This window comes from Gallibacterium genomosp. 3 (genome assembly GCF_001678475.1).
GTDB classification, from domain to species: Bacteria; Pseudomonadota; Gammaproteobacteria; order Enterobacterales; family Pasteurellaceae; genus Gallibacterium; species Gallibacterium faecale.
This window is the reverse complement of sequence record NZ_JTJR01000007.1, coordinates 54222-76012: the sequence shown is the minus strand read 5'-3', so window position 1 is coordinate 76012 and position 21791 is coordinate 54222. Positions and strand designations below refer to the sequence as shown.

The following is a 21791-nucleotide window of genomic DNA, read 5'->3' as shown; positions in this document are numbered from 1 at the left end:
TTTACTTATTTAATGTGTTGTGCCAAAACCTTTTAGACCAACCACATGCACAAACTCTTGGTTATGTGCGATTTTACGTACCAACTTATAGGTTGTTCCTTTTTCTGGACTGATGTTTTCTGGTGCGGCAATCAATAACTGCATATCTAAACGTTCACAAAGTTCAAATAGTGTTGAAATCGACTTCGCATCTAAACGAGCAGCTTCATCTAAGAATAATAAACGACAAGGCACAATATCCTTACCACGTAAACGGCGAGATTCTTCTTCCCAACTTTGTACTACCATTAACAAAATTGACATCCCTGTACCAATCGCTTCACCTGTTGATAATGCTCCGCTTTCCGCACGCAACCAACCGTCTGCACCACGGAACACTTCTACTTCAAGATCAAGGTAATGACGATAATCAAGAAGTTCCTCACCAATTGTCTGTGGACTACGTTGTCCCATATCAATGTGTGGATTAAGGCGTTGATATAACTTCGCTAACGCTTCTGAGAAAGTCAATTTATTGTTATTAAACAGATCTTCATATTCTGCTTGTTTACCCGATAACGCATCTAATAGCATTGCATGAGTATCACGAATATTCACGACCAACCGTACACTTTTCACCTGACCAAAGGCAATATTTTGTAACCCTTGGTTCAACAAGCGAATACGATTTTGTTCACGTTGAATCGTCTTACGCATAATATTAGCCACGCTATCTGCACTAATTGCTAATTTTTGTTCACGGCTGGTTAATTCTTCAGTTAAGCGAGATAGTTCAACTTCCATTTGCTCAATCGCATCAATCGGATCATCTGTTTTTAAGATGTCTTGACGAATCCGTTCACGTAAATGCTGATATACCGCAATAAAGAATTTCACTTTATATTCTGGCTTCGCTGAATTTTCAGATAATCGCAACGCATCGCGTAAATATTCATTATCTGCTACAGCATTACGTAATGCCCCTAACGCTTTATCCGACATAGAACGCAACTCTTCTGCGGAGAGATAAGCTAACTCACGGCGATGCAAACGTTTCTCTACATCACTATGACGAGATAAGCGCTGTACTGCACACCAACTTACTTTTGCTGCCACGACAACTTCACGTTGCGCTTTATAATCTCGTTCTAATTTACGTAAGTTTTTAGTTAAACCATCCGTTTCATTTTCTAAAACCGCTAATTGTTTTTCTAAATAGTTACAGCGTTGGCGATTTACCGAAAGCTGTTGATACAGTTCATCACGGCGATTTTTCGCTCGCATTTCTGCATCAGCATCCACACGCACACCTAACTGAGCAACTTCATCAAGCAATTCTTGCAATGTTTGCTGCTTAATTTCCTTAGAGGTTGTTAACCCAGTTAAAACTTGTTGATACTGCTGTAACTGAGTTTGTGCTTGATTGAGTGCTTGACGTTTTTGTTCACGTTGTTGTTGCATTTGCTCTAAACGTTCACGCAATCTAATACTTAATTCTGAGGTTTCTAATTCCGCACTTTCTTGATAGCTAAAATGTGCTAAACGGCTCACGACATCCGTAACAGCAAATAAACGTTGTTGAACCTGTTTTTGCAATTCTACTGCACGTTGGTATTCGGCTTGCAAACTTTCGTGTTGCTCAGGATCACTTTGTAACGCACTAGCAATTAGTTCTAATTGTTCAATCAATGCCCCATTTTGACGCACATAGAACACGCTTTCTTCTGCCTCAGCTAATTGCATTTGATACTCTTCAATCTGTTCAACAAGACTGTCTTCAGCTAATAAGGCAAGATTTGGTAAGAGTTTATTTAATTGTTGTAATTGCTGACGAATATCCGCTAATTGGCTACGTAATTGTTGCTCTTGATCGGTTAATTTAGCTAACTCACGCTCTACCTCATTACGTTGTTGTTGAGCCTCACGCATTAATTCTTCAGGATCAACTTCAAACGCTAATGCTAAATGTGAACCAACAAATTGGCTAAGTTGTTGGTGCAAACGTTGGCATTTTTGTACATCAAATGATACTTGGGCAAACTGCTCTGCAATTTCATCACGTTGTTCACGCAAGGTTTCTAAATGTTTTTCACGTGCCGCACGTCCAAACAGAGGGATCTCAGGGAAAGTAGAATAACGTAATTCACGTTGTGATACTTGTACCACTACCCCACAATCTAACTCTTGCGCTGATAACACACTATCATCAAATGAATTTGGATCACCCTCAATAAGATAGAGATCATCAGGGCAATCCTGTAATTCTTGTAATAACGGTTTAACAGCTTCTAAATCTCGTACTACAATCGCATGGCGAGCTGGACCATATAAGGCTGAGAAATAAGGCGCATCGGTAATATCTACATCATCATATAATTCAGATAATAATACACCACCAAATTTTTCCGCTAATTGATTAAGGCGAGGATCTTCTGAACCATCTGGTTGCGTTAAACGTAAAATTTGTTGTTCAAGATCTTGTTTTTTTGCCTCAAGCTGGTCACGTTGAATGATCAATTCCCGTTCTTTCGTTAATTGATTTTGCATAAAATCCATAACACTTTGCGAACTGTGGAATTGTTGATTCACTTGCTCTTGAATTCGTTCTAATGCGGCTTGTGCAGTGAGCCATAATGGTGCTTTTTGCGTATTTTGTTGATATACCGCTTGGTAATGATCACGTTGTTGGCGTAATGCTGATCGTTCTTCAATAATACTATTTAAACGTTCATCTAACGCTTCGCTGCGATCCTCTTGCTGTAACGCATAACTTTCTAACTCATCGGCACTTTGTAACGACTGCCCTGCTTGTTGGTTAAAAGTAGCTAATTGCTGCTGCACGCGTTGTTGTTGGTCAGCTTTTTGTTGCAACTCAACCAATTTTGCTTTGAGGTCATTCGCTTGTTGTTGCTGTAATTTTTGTGCAGGATAATCACGCAAAATTTGTTTCGCGTGTTGCAAAGCCTCTGCTCTAGCTACCTCACCCTGAATTTTGCAAACCAACTGATAGGCTCTATCAAACTGAGTTTTCGCAATATCTACTACCGATAATTTTTGTTCTAACTCTAAAACACGTTCGGTTAAGGCTTCTGCTTGTTCGCTAAATTCTGCTTGGTATTGTTCTGCGGTTTCTGGGGTTAAGCTGGCAATACCTGTTAAATTTTTCGCTTTTTCTAATGTTTGAATAGCTTGCTGATATTGCACGCTACGAGTTTGCTGTGCATTTAACGCTTGCTGATAATCGGTTAATTGATCACGAATTGATTCAATTTCGCCCTCAATCACTTCAACACTTTCTTGTTGTTCTGCTAAGGTAATTTGCGCTTCTTCAACAATACCTTGTTGCTCTTCAATTTTTTCACTTAATTCAGCAACATCTTCTTGATAGCGTTCGATTTTCTCTTGATGATGTTGTGCATTCACCACCAAATTGTAGTGATCATTTGCCCCTTGATAATCAATTTCTAAAGTCTTCTCAGCTTCTTGTAATTGACTTACTTCACGGCTGAAATCAACAATATTATGTTGCGCTAAATTGAGCTGCTGCTTGGTTTGAAATAGTTCGTTACGTTGTCCCAATAACAACTCAATATTATGGCGTCTTTCATTAGAATGACGCATATAGTCCGCAGCTACATAATCTGTCGATTGGGTAATTAAATGTTTAAATAAATCACGATCCGCTTGAGTAACTTTAATCGCTTCTAATGTCATCCGATTTTCACGCAATGCCACTTCCATATCTTGGAACGCTTTTTTCACGCCCACATTCTCTGGCAATAAGTAATCACGTAAAGAGCGGGTAATCGCTGATGAAATTCCCCCATACAGCGATGCTTCAATTAATTTATAGAACTTATTACGATCGGAAGATGAACGCAGGCGTTTTGGAATAATCCCCATATCAAACATAAAGCTATGGTAATCGGCAACAGAGTGATACTGTTTGAAACTTCCCCCTAACGCTTCGATTTTTTCTTTCACTTCAGGCAGCCCAATTACTTTAGCTTGAGTTTCTGAAATTTTATCGGTAAAAATTTCTGTTGGTGAAATAGATAATGGTACGCCCTGAATCGAAATCGCCTTAATATCAACTTTACGATCACGGCCTGCAATTTGCTGCAATCGCACACCGACTAAAGCACGTTGGCGATGGGAGTTAATCGTATCTAAAATCGCATAACAGATTCCTGGGCGTAATTTTCCGTATAACCCTTTATCGCGTGAACCGCCAGATGCCCCTGCTTCTGTGGTATTACGGAAATGCAATAAAGTTAAATCAGGAATTAATGCGGTTACAAACCCTGCCATGGTGGTTGATTTTCCTGCCCCATTACCACCGGATAATGTTGTTACTAATTCATCCAAATCAAAGGTACGCGCAAAGAAACCGTTCCAGTTAATTAAGGTAAGCGAACGAAATTTACCTCGTTCTGCATTGGTATTCACACTTGCAACACTCACTTGTTGAGGTTCTAATGCTCCCATTTCTAATTCCGCCATTATGCTTCCCCTTCCTCAAAGTTATTCTCTTCTAATTCATCTTCATCGTTTTCATTATTGTCATTATCAACTTGCAATGAATCTGGTGTTGCAATTTCCCCTTCACGAATTAAGCGTAATTGTGCAGCTTGCAGATCTTCACCACTACGTACTTCAGCACCAAAACGGAATACGGCTTCAGAGATCACGAATTTACCACTATGTTGATCACCCACAGTCTGTAACATTCCTAAACGGCGTAAACGACTAATTGCAGCACGTACTTTTTCCGCTAATTTTTGTTTATCTAAATCCGAACCACTCGAACGTTGATTCACCGCTTTTAATAATTTATTCTCGTCCGCCAAATTGAGCAGTTCATCATATACTTCTTGTACAGTAAAAATGCCTTGTTGTGCCAAACGTTCTGGACTTAAATAGAGATAACACAAGACTTTCCCTACTAACATTTCTAATTCAGATAACACACTACGCGCGATTAACGTAGTCGCTTTTGGACGTAAATAGAAAAAGCCTTCTGGCGCACGAATCAGCTCCACATTATAACGGCGGTAGAAAAGCTCTAACTCTGTTTGGAAATCTAATAAAAACGCGTGTGGTTCTAATTGATCAAGACTAATATGACGTCCAGAACGTAACTGACTATCAACAACAGGGAATAATGGATTCGCTATCGCGGTGGCTAATTTAGTCGGAATCGGTTCGTAAGAGGTAGTTTCACTCATAATTCTTTCGCTTTGTTAACGTTATTTCTTTGGTTGATTGTTATATTCATCAATAGGGTGAGCTTGTACTTCTGCACCATAGGCATTGATTGCCTGCCATTGCGGTACATTGCCGCTAAAATCTTGACTCGCAATACCAAGGCGTACCGCTTGATCAACAATAATTCTTGCAACATCAAAATGTTGTGACTGCGGATAACGATCTAATTGTTCACGTAAAACTGCACCTAGCTCTATTGGTTTCTGATCTTGATAATATTGGATTAATAAACGCTGCATCGTTTCGGTAATTTGTTCATGTACGGTTTGTAATGATTCATACTCTAACTCAGCAGGCAATTCACCTGAGGCTTCTTCTTCACGTAAAGCCAGTTCTTCATCGCGTAAATCCACCAGACGTTCAGCTTGTACACTCCATAAATAGAATGGGGCATCAAAATAATCCGCAATTGAACGGCGTAAACGCTGAGCAAATACCCTATTTTTATCTAAATCAATAGCAGTACGAATAAATTTATGTACATGGCGATCGTAACTAATCCAAAGGTCAATCGCTTGTTGTCCCCAGCTAATAATTCGATCCAATTTAAGCTGTAAACTAATAATTAACTGCGCCACAAACTCTAATTGTTCACGTCCTAAAATACAGTCTTGAATCCGTAATAACCCAGCTTGCAACTTATCACCTGCAGCATTAAGAGTATCTTGTAATTCACGTAAATTACCTGACGTTTCATCTAATAGACGTTCACAACTGGAGATCGCTGCTTGCCAATCTTTACTCAATAATTCTGCGATCTCTTCTTTGGTATGATGTTGGCTTTCATCCATAATCCGTTGTGACAAGTCGATACTGTCAAAAATCTCTGCCACCGAATATTTTAATGGGGCAAACACTTCTCGCCGCCAATAATATTCATCACCATCATTTTCTGCGGCTTCTGCAGCACGTTGGATCTCATCCGCCACAATAGATAGCTGCACTGAAAGACGTAACGCTGAAAATTCACGTTGACGAATATAGTAATCCGATACACCAACGCCTAAAGGTGTAAGACGATAAATCGCTAATCCTTCTGTGAATTCACTGCTGAAACGATTAACGAAACGTTGCTTAACTAAATCATTAATCGCATTATTAGCACGCTGCGTTAAGGTTTCTTCTGACTGCCCTAATGCTTTTGAAACATGGCGGAAGAGATCAACTAAATCACTTTCTTCCATTTCGCCGGCAAAGCGTTCATTGTTAAAAATAGCGATCGCCAAAAGAAAAGCTAAACGTTCTGTGGTTAGATTTAAACTAAATTCTCGTTCTTTTACCCACGAGACTAATTCAGGAATGGTTTGAGTTGATTCACTCATTATTAACTACCTAAACAACTGAGGTTTATCTTGATCAAATTAATATGCTAAAACAGGCAACATTCTAGCAAAAAATTGCTATTTCTCTAAAGGTTATTTAACAAGATCGTGACCTTTTCTCTGTGACTGATCTCCTATTTTTGTAAATATTAAAAAATTTCGCTGTACAAACACTGATTTCTCGCAAAATACCTCAATAAATTATTGCAAAAAAAACAAAAGCCCTTACCATAGCAAACCGATTTTTTAGCTGAAAAACTGATTATTCAATATGTCATTAGAGAAAAAACAAATCTATAACCTTAACAAATTACATAAGCGTTTACGCCGTGAAGTCGGTAAGGCAATCGCTGATTTTAATATGATTGAAGAAGGCGATCGCGTGATGGTGTGCTTATCTGGCGGCAAAGATAGCTATACCCTATTAGATATTTTATTAAATTTAAAACTCAATGCTCCGATCAATTTTGAAATTGTTGCCGTTAATCTGGATCAAAAACAACCTGGCTTTCCTGAAGAAGTGTTACCTAATTATCTATCACAATTAGGGGTTGAATATAAAATTGTTGAAGAAAATACTTATGGCATTGTGAAAGAAAAAATTCCTGAGGGTAAAACCACTTGTTCACTCTGTTCACGCTTACGCCGTGGGATTTTATATCGTACTGCAACAGAGTTAGGAGCAACCAAAATTGCACTTGGTCATCATCGTGATGATATGCTAGAAACCTTATTCTTGAATATGTTCTATGGTGGCAAAATGAAAAGTATGCCACCAAAATTGATTAGTGATGATGGTAAACAAATTGTAATCCGCCCACTTGCCTATTGCCGAGAAAAAGATATTGCTCGTTATGCAGAAGCGAAACAATTCCCGATTATTCCGTGTAACCTTTGTGGTTCACAACCTAATCTACAACGCCAAGTCATTAAAGAAATGCTACAAGCTTGGGATCGCCAATATCCAGGGCGGATTGAAACTATGTTTAGCGCCTTGCAAAATGTTGTGCCATCACATTTATGCGATCCGAAGTTATTTGATTTCAAAACTATTCGTCATGGTAGCTCGTTAGAAAATATTGAAGGCGATATTGCTTTTGATAAACCTGAAATTCCAACTGCTCCTATTATGCAAGATGAGGAGAACGATTTCTTAGAACAAACACAGATTAGTTTTAGGGAAGTGAATTAGGACGATAATTTAGTCGCTCATTAACCTTTGTGAGCGACTAAATGAATTAATAATTTGCAATAATCACTGCACGTTTTGGTGCGGGATAACCTTCAATGGTTTTGCTTAAATCTTGGGGATCAAGGAAATCAACTAAGCTCTCATTCTCAAGCCATTCTGTTTTACGTTGCTCAGCTAATGAAGTTACGGCAACATCCACACAACGGATATTTCTAAACCCTGTTTTCCCTAACCAATTAATTAACGCCGCAACCGAAGGAATAAAGTAAACATTTTTCATTTTGGCATAACGTTCACCAGGAACTAATACCGTATGCTGATCCCCATCCACCACAAGGGTTTCTAAGATCAATTCACCGCCTTTCTTTAATTGTGCTTTAAGCTGAGAAAGGTGATCCAATGGCGATTTGCGATGATATAACACACCCATAGAGAACACCGTATCAAAAGCCTGCAACGGTTGCATTTGTTCAATACCGAGTGGAATCAAATTAGCTCGGCGGTCGTTATTTAACAGCTTTCTAACTGCTTCAAACTGGCATAGGAATAATTCGGTTGGATCAATACCTACTACCATTTTTGCCCCTTCACCGACCATCCGCCACATATGGTAACCACTACCACAGCCAACGTCTAATACTAACCGATCTTGTAATGGTGAAATATGCGGTAACAAACGATCCCATTTAAAATCAGAACGCCATTCACAATCAATATGCACACCATATAAATGATATGGCCCTTTACGCCAAGGCATTAGCTGTTTTAAATGGTGAACCATTCTTTGTCGTTCACCCTCAGTTAATGGTTGATGCAAATGTGCGGTTACGCTATGTTTCAGATCGATTTCATCCGCAATACGCTCTGGTAAAAAATCAACAACTTTTGACCATTTCGCATATTCACCATGTGCATTAGCTTGCCATTGTTTGAGCTGTGCTGGTAAGGTTTCTAACCAATCTGACAGCTCACTGGTAGCAATTTGTTGATAAAAAGGTCGAAAATCAAACATAAATGCTGTTTTTCATCCTTAGCGGATTACATCTAAACCATTCATATATGGACGTAATACTTCTGGCACGATAATTGATCCATCAGCTTGTTGGTAGTTTTCTAGCACTGCCACTAAAGTACGACCAACTGCTAAACCTGAACCATTAAGCGTATGCACAAGACGAGGCTTTTTCTCACCTTTCACACGATAACGTGCAGACATACGGCGCGCTTGGAAATCCCACATATTTGAACAAGATGAAATTTCACGGTAGGTATTTTGTGCAGGTACCCAGACTTCTAAGTCATAAGTTTTGCATGAACCAAAGCCCATATCACCAGTACAAAGTAATACTTTACGATATGGTAAACCTAATAGTTGTAAGACTTTTTCTGCGTGTCCAGTTAACTCTTCTAATGCTGCCATTGATTTTTCAGGTTCAACAATTTGTACTAATTCTACTTTGTCAAATTGGTGCATACGGATTAAACCACGTGTATCACGACCATAAGAACCTGCTTCAGAACGGAAACATGGCGTATGTGCGGTCATTTTTAATGGTAAATCTTCAGCATCTAAAATTTCTCCACGCACCATATTGGTGACAGGCACTTCCGCAGTTGGAATCAACGCATAAGGTTGTTCACCTTCTAGTGGTTTTGTATGGAATAAATCTTCACCAAATTTTGGTAACTGCCCTGTACCATAAAGAGTTTCGTGATTGACTAGGTAAGGCACATAAGTTTCAAGGTAACCATGTTGCTCGGTATGCAAATCAAGCATAAATTGTGCTAAAGCACGATGTAAACGAGCGATTTTGCCTTTTAAAACAACAAATCTTGCTCCTGTTAATTTCACGGCAGTTGGGAAATCAACACCGCCACTGAGCTCACCTAAATCTACATGATCACGAATTGGAAAATGATACTGTTTTGGTTCCCCCCAACGAAATACTTCAAGGTTTTCGCTATCATCTTTCCCTTGTGGTACTTCATCTGCAGGAATATTTGGAATTGTTAAGGCAATTTGTCTTAATTCTTCTTGGACTTGTTCTAAAGCTACTTTCGCTTGTTCTAATTCCGATCCCATATTATCTACTTCAGCTAATAATGGTTGGATATCTTCACCTCTTGCTTTCGCTGCACCGATAGCCTTAGAACGTGCATTACGTTCTGCTTGTAAACTTTCTGTTTTAACTTGTAATACTTTACGTTGTTCTTCTAATTGCTCAATTTTTTGCACGTCTAATACAAAATTTCTTTTTTCAAGTAATTTTGCTGCTGTTGCGGCTAAATCATTACGTAGTAGATTAGGATCAATCATCTTTTTTTCCTTTTTTGATTCTGTACTTTATTGAAATAAAAAAACGGCATTATTCTAACACGGAAAATCATGCTACTTGTGGAAATTTTATAGATTAAATGCATATTTCATCATTTCTTGTTCTTGCCTAGAGATACCTAAATTTGTTGCAAACTTTTGCCATTTATTTACAACAGTCATCACCTCATCATAAATTTGTTTTGCTTGATTAGGCGTTAATTGAAAAAACTCAGCTACCTCAAAAGCTAATTGGAAATCTAATCTATTATCGCTGTCTGTGATATTAAGATGTAATCCTTGAGATAATGGACTTGGATTAAGATCATAAGCAGGCGATAAAATCCAACCTGCATTTTGATAGATAAAACCATGATTCCGCAAATGATCATCCGTATTTGATACAGCTATATTAAACACGATTCTTCGCCATAATTGCATAAGATCTTTTTTAGTTTGAGAACCGTTTTCTGTTATAAACTGAGCTATTTCTAAATAACTCGCTTCATAATCGCCATCATAGTAGCCTAGCTGAGTTAAGGCTGAAGTAAAATGGCGACGTCGTTCACCTATTCGATCAAATCTTTGGGTCAAAAATGTATGATGTTCCTGATTGAACTTTTCAATTCGACAAGTTGCCATTTCAATACCAGATTGAGTGGCTAAACCATAAGTTAAATATTCCCATAACCCAACATCATACTCATCATATTTGCTAGGAAACTTTGCGATCCATAACTGCTTATACTCGTCGATCACTGAGGCTTTAGGTCTCGCACCTCCTAAAGATGATCCTGGAGAAATCAGCATATAAAGCCATTTTAAATAATCAGGATCATCAATATTGCTATTTTCTAATTGAAAAGCAGCAAATTCTAACTCTTTTAAAGAAGATATAGGTGGAGCAGCTAAATAGTCATTATTATCTAAAAATTCACCATCTAGTTCAGTTTTAAACCTTAATGCTCCCATGCGATTCATATCATGTACACCTAACAAGTAATCACTTTCTAAAAGCATTCTCGGTTTACGATTTTGTTGATTGGCTAAAGCAATCTCTCGCCGTTTCATCAATAAACGTCCCCAACGATCAGGGCAGGAATCTAGGAAAATTCGAAAATTCTGTGCATTTAAACTATATTGTTCCCCAGAATAAAGATGTAGATCAGGATCAATCTGTTGCACAAAAGGCGATTTTAGCCAGTTATTATCATAGCTAAAACGAAATGACTCTTTTCCTCTTACGACATCAGAAGATAAAACACCGATTAACTCTGGCTTAATCAATCCTTCCCAGCTGGCAAACACATAAATCTCTTTACTCATTCGATTTCCTTAATAACGCAATATCTTGTAATTTACGTCCAAGTTCATCGTCTTTACCAACTTTACTGAAATCTTGTTCCAATCCTAATACCCCTAGCACCATAACATAATAACCAATAGCAACATTAGGATTACCTTGGGTTATTTTACGAATTGTCATACGACTTAAACCAGTCCGCTCTGCTAATAGTGTTTGCGTGAATTTTCTGCGTTTAATAGCAAGTTTGATATTCTCTCCAAGTTGAATTAACACATTTTCATACTTAGGGAATAATTTAGGAGATTTCGCTTTATTGAACATTATAATAACCATTTTTTAAGATTTTGATAATTATAATGTTCACTTTTTCTTTTTTCAATTCCCAGCAATTCTTGCAATCAAATCCATCACAAAGCTTAATCGTTGTTGGGTATCGCTAAAATCTTGTGTAAATCTGAATTTTAATGGACCATCAAAACGGTAAACATTCGGTTGTTGCTGAATCAGCTTCAAGAATAACATTGGATCGAGTTCTACGTGTGGTGCAAATTCTAAGAATCCACCTGTTGCCATTGCTTCAATTTTTTGAATTCCCAATGGTTTCGCTTGTAAACGTAATAACGCAATTTCAAATAAATTCTTCGTTGCTTGTGGTAATAATCCAAAACGATCGATTAACTCAACTTTTAATTCAGACAATTCTTCTTCGTTTTTCGCACCAGCAATACGCTTATAAAAAGAAAGACGTAAATTAACATCACCAAGATACTCTTCTGGCAACAATGCTGGAATACGCAAATCAATATCAACCTGCGCTTGCGTTAATTCATCTAAAGTTGGTTCTTTCCCTTCTTTAAGAGCTTTCATCGCACTTTCTAACAGCTCCATATACAATGAAAAACCGATAGTTTCGATCTGTCCGCTCTGTTCATCACCTAATAACTCACCTGCACCACGAATTTCTAAGTCGTGGGTCGCCAACACAAATCCAGCTCCTAAATTATCTAAGCTACTTAACGCCTCTAATCGTTTACGGGCATCTTTGGTCATTAATTTTTCTGGTGGAGCTAATAAATAAGCATAAGCTTGATGGTGCGAACGCCCAACTCGACCACGTAATTGGTGTAATTGTGCTAAACCAAAGTGGTCGGCCCGTTCAATAATAATCGTATTGGCGCTTGGAATATCAATTCCGGTTTCGATAATGGTTGTACACACTAAAACATTAAAACGTTGATGATAGAAATCGGTCATTACACGTTCCAACTCACGTTCTCGCATTTGTCCATGTCCGATACCAATACGTGCTTCTGGCACTAAAGTTGCTAATTTTTCGGCACAATTTTGAATCGTTTCCACATCATTATGTAAGTAATAAACTTGCCCACCACGTAAGATTTCCCGTAATATCGCTTCTCGAATAATGCGTTCATCGTGTTGGCGTACAAAAGTCTTAATCACTAAACGGCGCGCCGGTGGCGTTGAAATAATCGAGAGATCACGAATACCATTCATCGCCATATTGAGTGTACGTGGAATTGGGGTTGCAGTAAGGGTGAGAATATCAATATTACTACGTAATTGTTTAATTTTTTCTTTTTGTCTTACCCCAAATCGATGCTCTTCATCAATAATTAACAGACCTAAATCATGGAAATCAACTTCACCCTGTAACAACTTATGCGTTCCAATAAGAATATCTATCTTTCCTTCTTTAACAAGAGATAAAACATTCTTTTGTTCTTTAGCTGTTTTAAAACGTGACAATACCTCAACATTCACTGGCAAATTTGCAAACCGATCACGGAAATTATCATAATGTTGTTGTGCTAACAGTGTGGTAGGTACTAATACCGCCACTTGCTTTTGATTCATAACCGCTAAAAATGCAGCTCGCATTGCTACTTCAGTTTTACCAAATCCAACATCACCACAAACTAAACGATCCATTGGTTTGGCTTGGCACATATCGCTAATAACCGCATTAATTGCCATTTGTTGATCATAAGTTTCCTCAAATGGGAAAGTCGCAACAAATTGTTGAAACTCCTCACGATCGTACTTAAATGCAAAACCTGGTCGAGATTCTCGCTTCGCATAAACATCCAGTAATTCTGCGGCTACATCACGGATTTTCTCTGCTGCTTTTTGACGAGATTTAACCCATGCTTCACTGCCTAATTTATGTAATGGTGCATTTTCTTCTCCGCCACCAACATAACGACTAATTAAATGTAATGATGAAACAGGAACATACAATTTCGCATCATCTGCATAACGCAACACTAAATATTCGGCTAACATTCCGCCCGTTTCTAACGTAGTTAAGCCATCATAACGCCCAACACCATGCTCTAAATGCACCACAGGTTGACCAATTTTTAATTCTGCTAAGTTACGAATTAGCGCATCTGGATTCACATTTTTTTGTTGCTGGCGCTGACGAGTTTGCACCTTTTCGCCAAGAAAATCTGTTTCACAAATAAAAGCAAACTGCTGATCAACAATAAAGCCTCTTTCCATTGCTCCAATCATTAAACTAAAACGTTGCTGATTTGCTTCAGATAATTGCTGAATTGGTGTCGGCTTAATTTTTAATGGTTTTAATAATGAAAGTAAGGTTTCTCGTCGCCCTTCACTTTCTACTGAAAAAACAATAGGTTCTGCAAAATTTTCGATAAATTGACGCAACATTTTTAACGGTTCTTTTTGCTGCGCATTGATCGTTAATTCTGGTAGTTTACTGACGCTAAGATTTTGATTGCGTGCTTGTTGATCTAATACTGCTTCCGTTAAGGTTAATCGTGGGTAATCTTTGAGATACTGATTGACGCTATCTGGACGTAGCCATAAAGTTGCTGGTGCAAGCAATGGACGCATTGGATCAACTTTTTGGTTTTCATAGCGCAACTGTGCATCACGGAAAAAAGTTTCGCCATATTGTTGGATTTTCTCATCAGTAATAAATAGCGTATTGATTGGTACATAATCAAAGAAAGTCGCCATTTGTTCAAAAAAGAGTGGCTGCCAATATTCAATTCCAGCAAATAGCGTTCCTTTACTAATTTGCTGATAAATATGCTCTGGATCACGGCGAATCTCACCAAAAGTTTCGCGAAAATTAGTACGGAAAAACTCAATACCTTTTTCATCTATCGGAAATTCATGTGCTGGCAATAAATTAATTTGCTGAATTTCTGCTATCGTCCGTTGTGTATCTACATCAAAGGTCCGAATAGAATCAATTTCATCATCAAAGAAATCTAAACGATAAGGAAGATGACTTCCCATCGGGAAAAGATCTAACAATGCCCCACGTACGGAATATTCGCCGTGTTCAAACACTTGATCAACTGCACGATACCCTGCTTTATTTAGTTGCAAACGCAACTGCTCCAGATCACATTGTTGCCCTTTTTTGATTAAAAAAACATTTTGCGCTAAATAACTTGGCGGACAAACACGTTGCATTAAGGTACTAATTGGTAAAATAAAAATACCTTGTTTTGTCTGTTGTAAATGAAATAACGTACTTAATCTAGTAGAAATAATCTCTTGGTGTGGCGAAAACGTATCATAAGGCAGAGTTTCCCAATCCGAGAAAATTTCTGCCGGTAATGAAAATTGTCTTAAACTTTCTGCAAGATGATTCGCTTGTCGCATATCTGGAGTAACGACAACAGTAACACCTTGATGTTGCTGTGCAACCTCGGCAATGACTAATACACGACTATCTGCAATGACATTACCAATATATTTATGATCGTTCGCTTTTTTTGCCAGATTAAGATTAAAAAACTTCATAACGTTACTTTATATTTGTATTCACAACTCTGCTGTTTGCTATTTATTTAAAGGTAATTCGCCAACAATTATGTATATGAGGATTACGCTGGAAATCCTGTGGTAAGGTTTGTGCTGAAATATTCTCAGCTTGTAAACCTAACTGTTCTAAGCCAGCTAAATCCATTTTGAAACCACGCTTATTATTGGAAAAAATTATCGTTCCGTGACGACGTAACAGTTTACTTAATTTCTGTAATAGTAAGAGATGATCGCGTTGTACATCCCAACTATTTTCCATACGCTTAGAATTTGAAAAAGTAGGTGGATCAACAAAAATTAAATCATATTGCCCTTTAGCGTTTTCTAGCCATTGCAAGCAATCTGCCTGAATTAATTTATGTTGTCTTCCTTTAATATTATTGAGGATAAAATTTTGCTCTGCCCAGTTTAGATAAGTATTTGACATATCTACTGTGGTACTCGATTTTGCCCCACCTAAAATGGCATGAACAGTACAAGATCCTGTGTAAGAGAACAGATTTAAAAAATCTTTTCCTTTTGCCATTTCTCCAACCATTTTACGGGTTAAACGGTGATCCAAAAATAAACCAGTATCCAGATAATCTGTAAGATTTACCCACAATTTTGCGCCATACTCATGCACAAAAAAGTAATTGCCTTTATTGGCTAATTTTTCATACTGATTATTTCCTTTTTGTTTTTGACGCACTTTTAACACTAACTTATCACTTTCAACGCCTGTTACTGCTAGTGTTGAGGTCACAGCGTCCAATAAACGCTGACGTGCTTTTTGCGGATCAATATTTTTTGGTGCTGCATATTCTTGTACCACGATATGATCAGCATAACGGTCAACAGCAAGGTTATATTCAGGTAAATCTGCATCATACAAACGATACGCATCAATCCCTTGTTGCTTCGCCCATTTTTCAATCTTCTTAATATTTTTATTCAAACGATTAGCAAAATCAGGCGCTGCATTATTAGCATTAAATTGAAGTCCAGTATCTTCATTTTGTCTTGCCGTTTCTGGAAGTTCACTAATCAAATAATTTTTTTGGATACAATCTAATGGTCCATTTTTAGCTTTGAATTGGCGTGAAGAACGTAAGCGTAAACAATCTAATAAACTTAATTCGCTACTAAAAATGGAAGCTTGCCAATGTGCAAAATATTGTTTTAAACGTCTGCCAAATACTGAATATAAAGCAATTAACGTCGGTGTTGCCCCTAAACGTTCACCATATGGCGGATTACAAACAACAGTACCTACTTCTGTTGTTGGTGGGGTCAAAGTAGCAATATCAGCCGCTTTAAATATGATTAAATGCCCTACACCAGCATTTTCTGCATTCTGTTTTGCTTTCTCTAATACACGATGATCACGATCCAGTCCAAAGAAATGGGCTGTGCATTGTTGCTTGCCTTGTTCTGCTTGTACTAACGCTTCAGATTTAACTTTTTGCCATACTGCTTGTTGATGTTTTTTCCAGCGATTAAAGCCCCAATGCAAGCGATTTAATTGTGGTGCAATGTTTGCTTCCATTTGTACAGCTTCAATTAATAATGTTCCTGAGCCACACATTGGATCCACTAATGGTGTACCAAATTTCCAACCTGAGCGAATAATAATGGCAGCAGCTAATGTTTCCCGTAATGGTGCTGCGCCTGTATCACTGCGATATCCTCGCATATGTAATGCTTCACCACTCAGATCTAACGATACATTCAACTCTTCACGATTCAAGTACACATTTAGGCGGATATCTGGATAATCTTTATCAACTTGTGGACGGGCTTGACCATGGCGCGTGAAATAATCGACAATGCCATCTTTAACTCGCATGGCACCATATTGAGTATGGCGGATTGCTTGGTTTGTTCCACTAAAATCCACCACAAAACGATCATCCGCAGAAAAATGTTGTTGCCAAGCAAAATTAACAACGGCGGTATAAAGATCTGCATCATCATAGACTTTGCTGCTAAATAATGGGTATAAAATGCGAGAACTAAGGCGACTCCACAATAGTGTGCGATATAATGTTTCATCATCTGCGTGATAATGCACACCGCCTTGTGCAATCTTACATTGGCTTGCGCCTAATTTTTCTAATTCTGTTTTTAGTAACTCTTCAAAACCACGTGCTGTGGTAGCAAATAATTGATTCATATTTTGGTCAAATTTCTGGAAAAAATTGCGGAAAATTATAGCAAATTAGCCTGTTTTCTTTTGTAATAATTTTTCGACTACACGTGCAGCAGCAAAAAAACCAAAGGTTGCAGTCACCATAGTTGCAGCACCAAAACCATTACTACAATTCATCGTAGCCGAAGTTGAACATTCACCACTCATTTTAGGAAATATCAGAGGTTGAGTAGAAAACACACAATCGATCCCAAACTTACGCAGCGGATTATCGGTAAAACCATACTGTTTTCGTAATAGATAACGCACTTTTGCTGCTAATGGATCTTGAATCGTTTTACTTAAATCTTTAATTTGAATTTGGCTTGGATCGGTTTGTCCACCTGCACCGCCTGTGGTAATGACTTTTATCTTATGGCGCTTACAAAAAGCTAATAAAGCCGCTTTTACTTTAACGCTATCAATCGCATCGATCACATAGTCATAGCCTCGTAATAGATACTCTGCAATATTTTCTGTTGTTAAAAAGTCATCAATAATTTCTACTTGTGCATTTGGGTTAATTGACAATACACGCTGCTGCATTACCTCTGTTTTTAATGCACCAATATTCTCTGTGGTCGCATGAATTTGACGATTTACATTGGTTACACAAATATCGTCCATATCAATTAAGGTTAATTTTCCCACGCCTGAACGCGCTAATGCTTCCACGACCCAAGAGCCAACGCCACCAATACCAATTACACAAATATGGGCTTCACGCAAGCGTTGTAAGGCGTCCTCACCGTAAAGACGCCCAATCCCACCAAAACGTTGTTCAAAATTATCTACTCGTGCCATATGTTTAATTTAATACCCAAACACGTCCATAATGTTTTAATAATCCTGCTACATGACCAGCACGTTCACCGATCCCCTGATAAAGGTCAAAATGTTGTCCTTTTACTGCACCACCTACATCTAATGCTACCATTAAGCGTAATTGATGCGTTCCTTTCCAATTCCCAACATCGTCAATTTCAGGCATTTCAACTAGCAACACGGTTCCAGATGGAATTAAACTACGATCAGAAGCAACTGAAGCTAATGGCACTAATGGCACACCAGCAGATCCTTTTACTTTGCCGTTAGGTACATTTTTGAAGAAAACATAAGATGCATTACGTTCTAATAACCCTTGCAAATGGCTTGGATTACGATTAGCCCAATCTTTAATCGTTTGTACTGACATTTTTTCTTTTTCAATTTCCCCATCTTCAACCAATAGTCGTCCAACACTAGTATAAGGAAAACCATTTTGTCCCGCATAAGCAAAATAGGTGAGATCATTGTTACCAAAATCAATATAACCACTGCCCTGTACTCCGAGTAAGAAGTTATCTAACATCGAATCACTATAAGCAAGCTCTAAACCTTTACCTTTTAAAGCGCCAGCATAAATTTGTGCTCTGGAAAAACGTTTGTAACGTGGCATTGCATAAATAGGATGCTGATATTTACCTTGTGGGCTGTGACGTGCATGAATAACCGGTGAGTAATAACCTGTCATCAACACATTTTGGAAACCATCTTCTCCTGCCATTTTTTGAATACCAATACCAAAGTTATTAAGCTGCGATACATCTGCTCCTGCTAATACCCAACTGGTAATTTTGTCATAGGTACTACGGAAATTAGCACTCAATCGTGGAGAAACATCGGCAATAATACTCAGTTGAGTCAAAAAATCGCCTTGGTTCACCACTGCACTTTGATTTTCTACCATTCCCACTGGCGTTAATGGCATCCGCATATAGCTGCGTCCTTGATAGACTGCCCCTAATTGTTCGTGTAATGAACGTTCTGAAATCGTTGATGAGGAATGATTAGATGAAGAACAACCTGCTAAAACTAATATTGCCGCCGCAACAGCAGCAAATTTTTTCATTTTTCTCATGGACAACAATAAAACCTCTAAACTTGCACAATGAATTGAATGTCAAAATGGAGATAATGATAACAATTTTATGACTTGCTTGCTGAAATTTCTGTGAAATGTTCGTTTTAATTTCGTTAATGATTATTTTTTTATCAAAAAAACTTTAAAATTTAAAAAAATCTTGCAAAAACGAAAAAAGCGAGTATAGTTACGCACATCTGACGCGGGGTGGAGCAGCTTGGTAGCTCGTCGGGCTCATAACCCGAAGGTCGTTGGTTCAAATCCAGCCCCCGCAACCAATCTTTCCTCTCTCTTTTATTTTTATAAATTAATCCTTGACTTCCTCCAACAGTAACCTTTATTATCCATTTATCATTTAATCCAATGTATAAATTATTATGTGCCATTCCGTTGATCCTATGACATCAGAAAAATCTTCTCACACTCACCATCACCATGATCATCCACATACTGACAATAAGCTGATTTTATTTTTCAGTTTTGCCTTAATTTCGGGTTTTATGTTAATCGAGTTTTGGGCAGGTTATGCTTTTCATAGTTTAGCGTTACTCGCCGATGCGGGGCATATGGCAAATGATAGTTTTGCCTTACTATTAGCATTAATTTCTCTCTTTTTATCCGCAAGAATGCAAAAAGGATTCGCTATTTTGAATGGTGTTTCTCTGTTAGTCGTTGCAATAGTTATCTTATTTGAAGCTGTACAACGCTGGCAACATCCATTAGTCATAGAAGCTCTACCAATGTTATCTGTTGCCGTAATCGGTTTAGTAGTAAATATGATTGTTGCTTTTTTAATGTTACGTAGTGATTTAAATAATCTAAACTTAAAAGCTGCTTACTTACACGTTCTAGCTGATGCTTTAGGCTCTGTGATTGCGATTATTGCAGGATTAAGTGCTTGGCTGTGGGCAATCAGTTGGGTAGATATTGTGGCTAGTGCATTATTAAGTTTGTTTATTTTTAGAAGTGGCTGGCAAATTGTGGTGCAAGCATATAGAAGCTTGCTAGAAATGAAATAAAATCTATTAAAAATAGATTTGGCAGTTTGGTAATAAAGTCTATTTAATATTTTTTAGATATTTTTGTTCTAATTAGCATTTAGATTTCGCCCTAAAGAACGACCTTCTTTTATTCGCAAGCAAGCTTGCTCCCTCTAACGAGCCGTTGCAAGCAACGTTCAAAAAGCTACGCTTTTTGTCATTGAGTTTGCAAAGAAAAGAAGGCAAAAGACAACGCAAAGCGTTGAAGGTTGCTGAAAGCAACAGCCTGAAGGGTAAGCGAAGCGAATAATGCAAACCCTCGCACACTTGTTGATTTAGATTTCCTCAACCAGCGTGCAAAATATACATCTAAATTTAGTATCACCTAGAACTAGGTCTGCGCCTCAGACCATTTATAAAGGAATTGCTACGGCTAAATGAGACGTATCATTTTTACGCTCAATCTGAAAACTTCGCTGTTCTGCATTTTGCTGATAACGTACTACACTAATACTACAATTAATCAAACTTTCACTCACACCGGGTTCTCGATGTGTTTGCCATGTATAGCCACCCAATAATGCAAGTAATAATCTTAATGTATGCCCGTGAGAAACGACTAAAATATTACCTTGATCATGAATTTGAATAATATCTTGTACTGCTTGCCACGCACGTGCTGCTAATGCAGAAAAAGGTTCTCCTTGGTTATATTGCTCAATATTTTGATCATAAATTTCAGGATACTTAACTAAATTTTGAAACGCCTCGGTATGACGAATAGTATCAATCTTAATTCCTTCCCATTGACCAAAAAATTGTTCATTCAATCCCTGATGTTGGAATAATGGAATAGCACGTTCTCCAATAACGTGTTTTGCAGTATCAATTGTACGTTGTAAACAACTTGAATAAGCAGCAACAAAAGGTATCTCTTTTAATGCTTCTCCCGCAGCTAAAGCACCATTAATTCCTTCACTGGTTAAAGGTGAATCGCCTTGCCCTTGCAGCAGCCCTGTTTCATTCCATTGTGTCCGACCATGACGTAAAAAATAAAAGGTAAGATCTTTCTGCATTGTTTCCTCTAAATATAAAAAAATAGCCCTCATTGTTTGAGGGCTGTTTTAGCATAATTATGCTTGTTGTTCTTGATCTGCATATTTTGCTGCAGTTTCTTTTAAAAGTGGCTGTAATTCACCTTTTTGGAACATTTCAAGAATAATATCGCAACCACCAATTAACTCACCTTCTACCCATAATTGTGGGAATGTTGGCCAATTTGCAAATTTTGGTAATTCAGCACGAATATCAGGATGTTGTAAAATATCCACATAACCAAAAGGCACTTGGCAATTAATAATTGCTTCTACTGCTCTCGCAGAAAAACCACATGATGGGAATTTTGGTGAACCTTTCATATAAAGAATAATTGGATTTTCACTAAGTTGTTGTTTAATTCTTTCAATAGTTTCCATAGACTAACCTCAAATGTTAAGGAGATAAGACAAAAAGTGGCAAGATTGTAGCACAAG

Annotated in this window: 15 protein-coding genes and 1 tRNA gene; 3 read left to right on the top strand and 13 right to left on the bottom strand. The window is 37.8% G+C overall.

Annotation, left to right across the window (positions count from 1 at the left end):
• Nucleotides 1–9 precede the first annotated feature (9 nt).
• From mukB to mukF, 3 genes are read right to left on the bottom strand one after another with little or no spacing between them, the layout of a single operon-like run.
• On the bottom strand, nt 10–4482 hold the full coding sequence (gene mukB, locus QV06_RS01595; RefSeq protein ID WP_065236640.1) for a chromosome partition protein MukB: 4473 nt from the start codon (nt 4480–4482) through the stop codon (nt 10–12).
• A complete protein-coding gene (gene mukE, locus QV06_RS01590) occupies nt 4482–5207 on the bottom strand; it encodes a chromosome partition protein MukE (protein WP_065236639.1) in 726 nt (241 codons plus the stop codon). Before mukE ends, mukB begins: the two co-directional genes overlap by 1 nt.
• 21 nt (nt 5208–5228) lie before the next feature.
• Nucleotides 5229–6569: a chromosome partition protein MukF gene (mukF, locus tag QV06_RS01585; protein ID WP_065236638.1), complete on the bottom strand. Its 1341-nt coding sequence runs from the start codon at nt 6567–6569 to the stop codon at nt 5229–5231.
• A 271-nt stretch (nt 6570–6840) separates the two neighbouring features.
• Here mukF and ttcA point away from each other — a divergent pair, with 271 nt between their 5' ends.
• The gene (ttcA, locus tag QV06_RS01580) at nt 6841–7761 is read left to right on the top strand and encodes a tRNA 2-thiocytidine(32) synthetase TtcA (protein ID WP_065236637.1); all 921 of its coding nucleotides are present in this window, start codon (nt 6841–6843) and stop codon (nt 7759–7761) included.
• A 46-nt stretch (nt 7762–7807) separates the two neighbouring features.
• Here ttcA and cmoB read toward each other — a convergent pair whose 3' ends face one another.
• The 8 genes from cmoB to mltA form a co-directional block, all read right to left on the bottom strand.
• Nucleotides 7808–8773 carry a tRNA 5-methoxyuridine(34)/uridine 5-oxyacetic acid(34) synthase CmoB gene (gene cmoB, locus QV06_RS01575; protein ID WP_065236636.1) on the bottom strand — a complete coding sequence of 322 codons (966 nt, stop codon included), beginning with the start codon at nt 8771–8773 and terminating at the stop codon, nt 7808–7810.
• 18 nt (nt 8774–8791) lie between these two features.
• Nucleotides 8792–10078, bottom strand: a complete 1287-nt coding sequence (gene serS / locus QV06_RS01570) for a serine--tRNA ligase (RefSeq protein ID WP_065236635.1) — start codon at nt 10076–10078, stop codon at nt 8792–8794.
• An 87-nt stretch (nt 10079–10165) separates the two neighbouring features.
• Entirely contained in the window at nt 10166–11401 is a 1236-nt protein-coding gene (locus QV06_RS01565; protein WP_065236634.1) for a type II toxin-antitoxin system HipA family toxin, read from the bottom strand.
• Entirely contained in the window at nt 11394–11702 is a 309-nt protein-coding gene (locus tag QV06_RS01560) for a helix-turn-helix domain-containing protein (RefSeq protein WP_245174219.1), read from the bottom strand. The genes QV06_RS01565 and QV06_RS01560 overlap by 8 nt, the downstream gene beginning before the upstream one ends.
• A 54-nt stretch (nt 11703–11756) precedes the next feature.
• The gene (gene mfd / locus QV06_RS01555) at nt 11757–15185 is read right to left on the bottom strand and encodes a transcription-repair coupling factor (protein WP_065236632.1); all 3429 of its coding nucleotides are present in this window, start codon (nt 15183–15185) and stop codon (nt 11757–11759) included.
• A 43-nt stretch (nt 15186–15228) separates the two neighbouring features.
• Nucleotides 15229–17361, bottom strand: coding sequence for a bifunctional 23S rRNA (guanine(2069)-N(7))-methyltransferase RlmK/23S rRNA (guanine(2445)-N(2))-methyltransferase RlmL (gene rlmKL, locus QV06_RS01550; RefSeq protein ID WP_065236631.1), 2133 nt, complete (start codon nt 17359–17361; stop codon nt 15229–15231).
• 45 nt (nt 17362–17406) lie between these two features.
• Nucleotides 17407–18180, bottom strand: a complete 774-nt coding sequence (gene tcdA / locus QV06_RS01545; protein ID WP_065236630.1) for a tRNA cyclic N6-threonylcarbamoyladenosine(37) synthase TcdA — start codon at nt 18178–18180, stop codon at nt 17407–17409.
• Between the two features lie 4 nt (nt 18181–18184).
• Nucleotides 18185–19276 (bottom strand): murein transglycosylase A, encoded by a 1092-nt coding sequence (mltA, locus tag QV06_RS01540; protein ID WP_065236629.1) that lies wholly within the window; start codon nt 19274–19276, stop codon nt 18185–18187.
• Nucleotides 19277–19480: 204 nt separating this feature from the next.
• On the opposite strand from mltA, the gene QV06_RS01535 reads away from it, so the two are divergent.
• Nucleotides 19481–19557: transfer RNA gene (locus QV06_RS01535), tRNA-Met, on the top strand.
• Between the two features lie 120 nt (nt 19558–19677).
• A complete protein-coding gene (locus tag QV06_RS01530; protein ID WP_065236650.1) occupies nt 19678–20298 on the top strand; it encodes a cation diffusion facilitator family transporter in 621 nt (206 codons plus the stop codon).
• 374 nt (nt 20299–20672) lie between these two features.
• Here QV06_RS01530 and QV06_RS01525 read toward each other — a convergent pair whose 3' ends face one another.
• Both QV06_RS01525 and grxD read right to left on the bottom strand, forming a co-directional pair.
• Entirely contained in the window at nt 20673–21335 is a 663-nt protein-coding gene (locus tag QV06_RS01525; RefSeq protein WP_065236628.1) for a histidine phosphatase family protein, read from the bottom strand.
• Nucleotides 21336–21392: 57 nt separating this feature from the next.
• Nucleotides 21393–21734 carry a Grx4 family monothiol glutaredoxin gene (grxD, locus tag QV06_RS01520; RefSeq protein WP_065233493.1) on the bottom strand — a complete coding sequence of 114 codons (342 nt, stop codon included), beginning with the start codon at nt 21732–21734 and terminating at the stop codon, nt 21393–21395.
• Nucleotides 21735–21791: the final 57 nt, after the last annotated feature.

Coding starts and splice junctions, on each gene's coding strand:
- tcdA (WP_065236630.1), bottom strand. CDS start 18,180: ATGGCACGAGTAGATAATTTTGAACAACGTTTTGGTGGGATTGGGCGT.
- mukE (WP_065236639.1), bottom strand. CDS start 5,207: ATGAGTGAAACTACCTCTTACGAACCGATTCCGACTAAATTAGCCACC.
- rlmKL (WP_065236631.1), bottom strand. CDS start 17,361: ATGAATCAATTATTTGCTACCACAGCACGTGGTTTTGAAGAGTTACTA.
- mukF (WP_065236638.1), bottom strand. CDS start 6,569: ATGAGTGAATCAACTCAAACCATTCCTGAATTAGTCTCGTGGGTAAAA.
- QV06_RS01525 (WP_065236628.1), bottom strand. CDS start 21,335: ATGCAGAAAGATCTTACCTTTTATTTTTTACGTCATGGTCGGACACAA.
- mfd (WP_065236632.1), bottom strand. CDS start 15,185: ATGAAGTTTTTTAATCTTAATCTGGCAAAAAAAGCGAACGATCATAAA.
- cmoB (WP_065236636.1), bottom strand. CDS start 8,773: ATGTTTGATTTTCGACCTTTTTATCAACAAATTGCTACCAGTGAGCTG.
- ttcA (WP_065236637.1), top strand. CDS start 6,841: ATGTCATTAGAGAAAAAACAAATCTATAACCTTAACAAATTACATAAG.
- serS (WP_065236635.1), bottom strand. CDS start 10,078: ATGATTGATCCTAATCTACTACGTAATGATTTAGCCGCAACAGCAGCA.
- QV06_RS01565 (WP_065236634.1), bottom strand. CDS start 11,401: ATGAGTAAAGAGATTTATGTGTTTGCCAGCTGGGAAGGATTGATTAAG.
- QV06_RS01560 (WP_245174219.1), bottom strand. CDS start 11,702: ATGTTCAATAAAGCGAAATCTCCTAAATTATTCCCTAAGTATGAAAAT.
- QV06_RS01530 (WP_065236650.1), top strand. CDS start 19,678: ATGACATCAGAAAAATCTTCTCACACTCACCATCACCATGATCATCCA.
- mltA (WP_065236629.1), bottom strand. CDS start 19,276: ATGAGAAAAATGAAAAAATTTGCTGCTGTTGCGGCGGCAATATTAGTT.
- grxD (WP_065233493.1), bottom strand. CDS start 21,734: ATGGAAACTATTGAAAGAATTAAACAACAACTTAGTGAAAATCCAATT.
- mukB (WP_065236640.1), bottom strand. CDS start 4,482: ATGGCGGAATTAGAAATGGGAGCATTAGAACCTCAACAAGTGAGTGTT.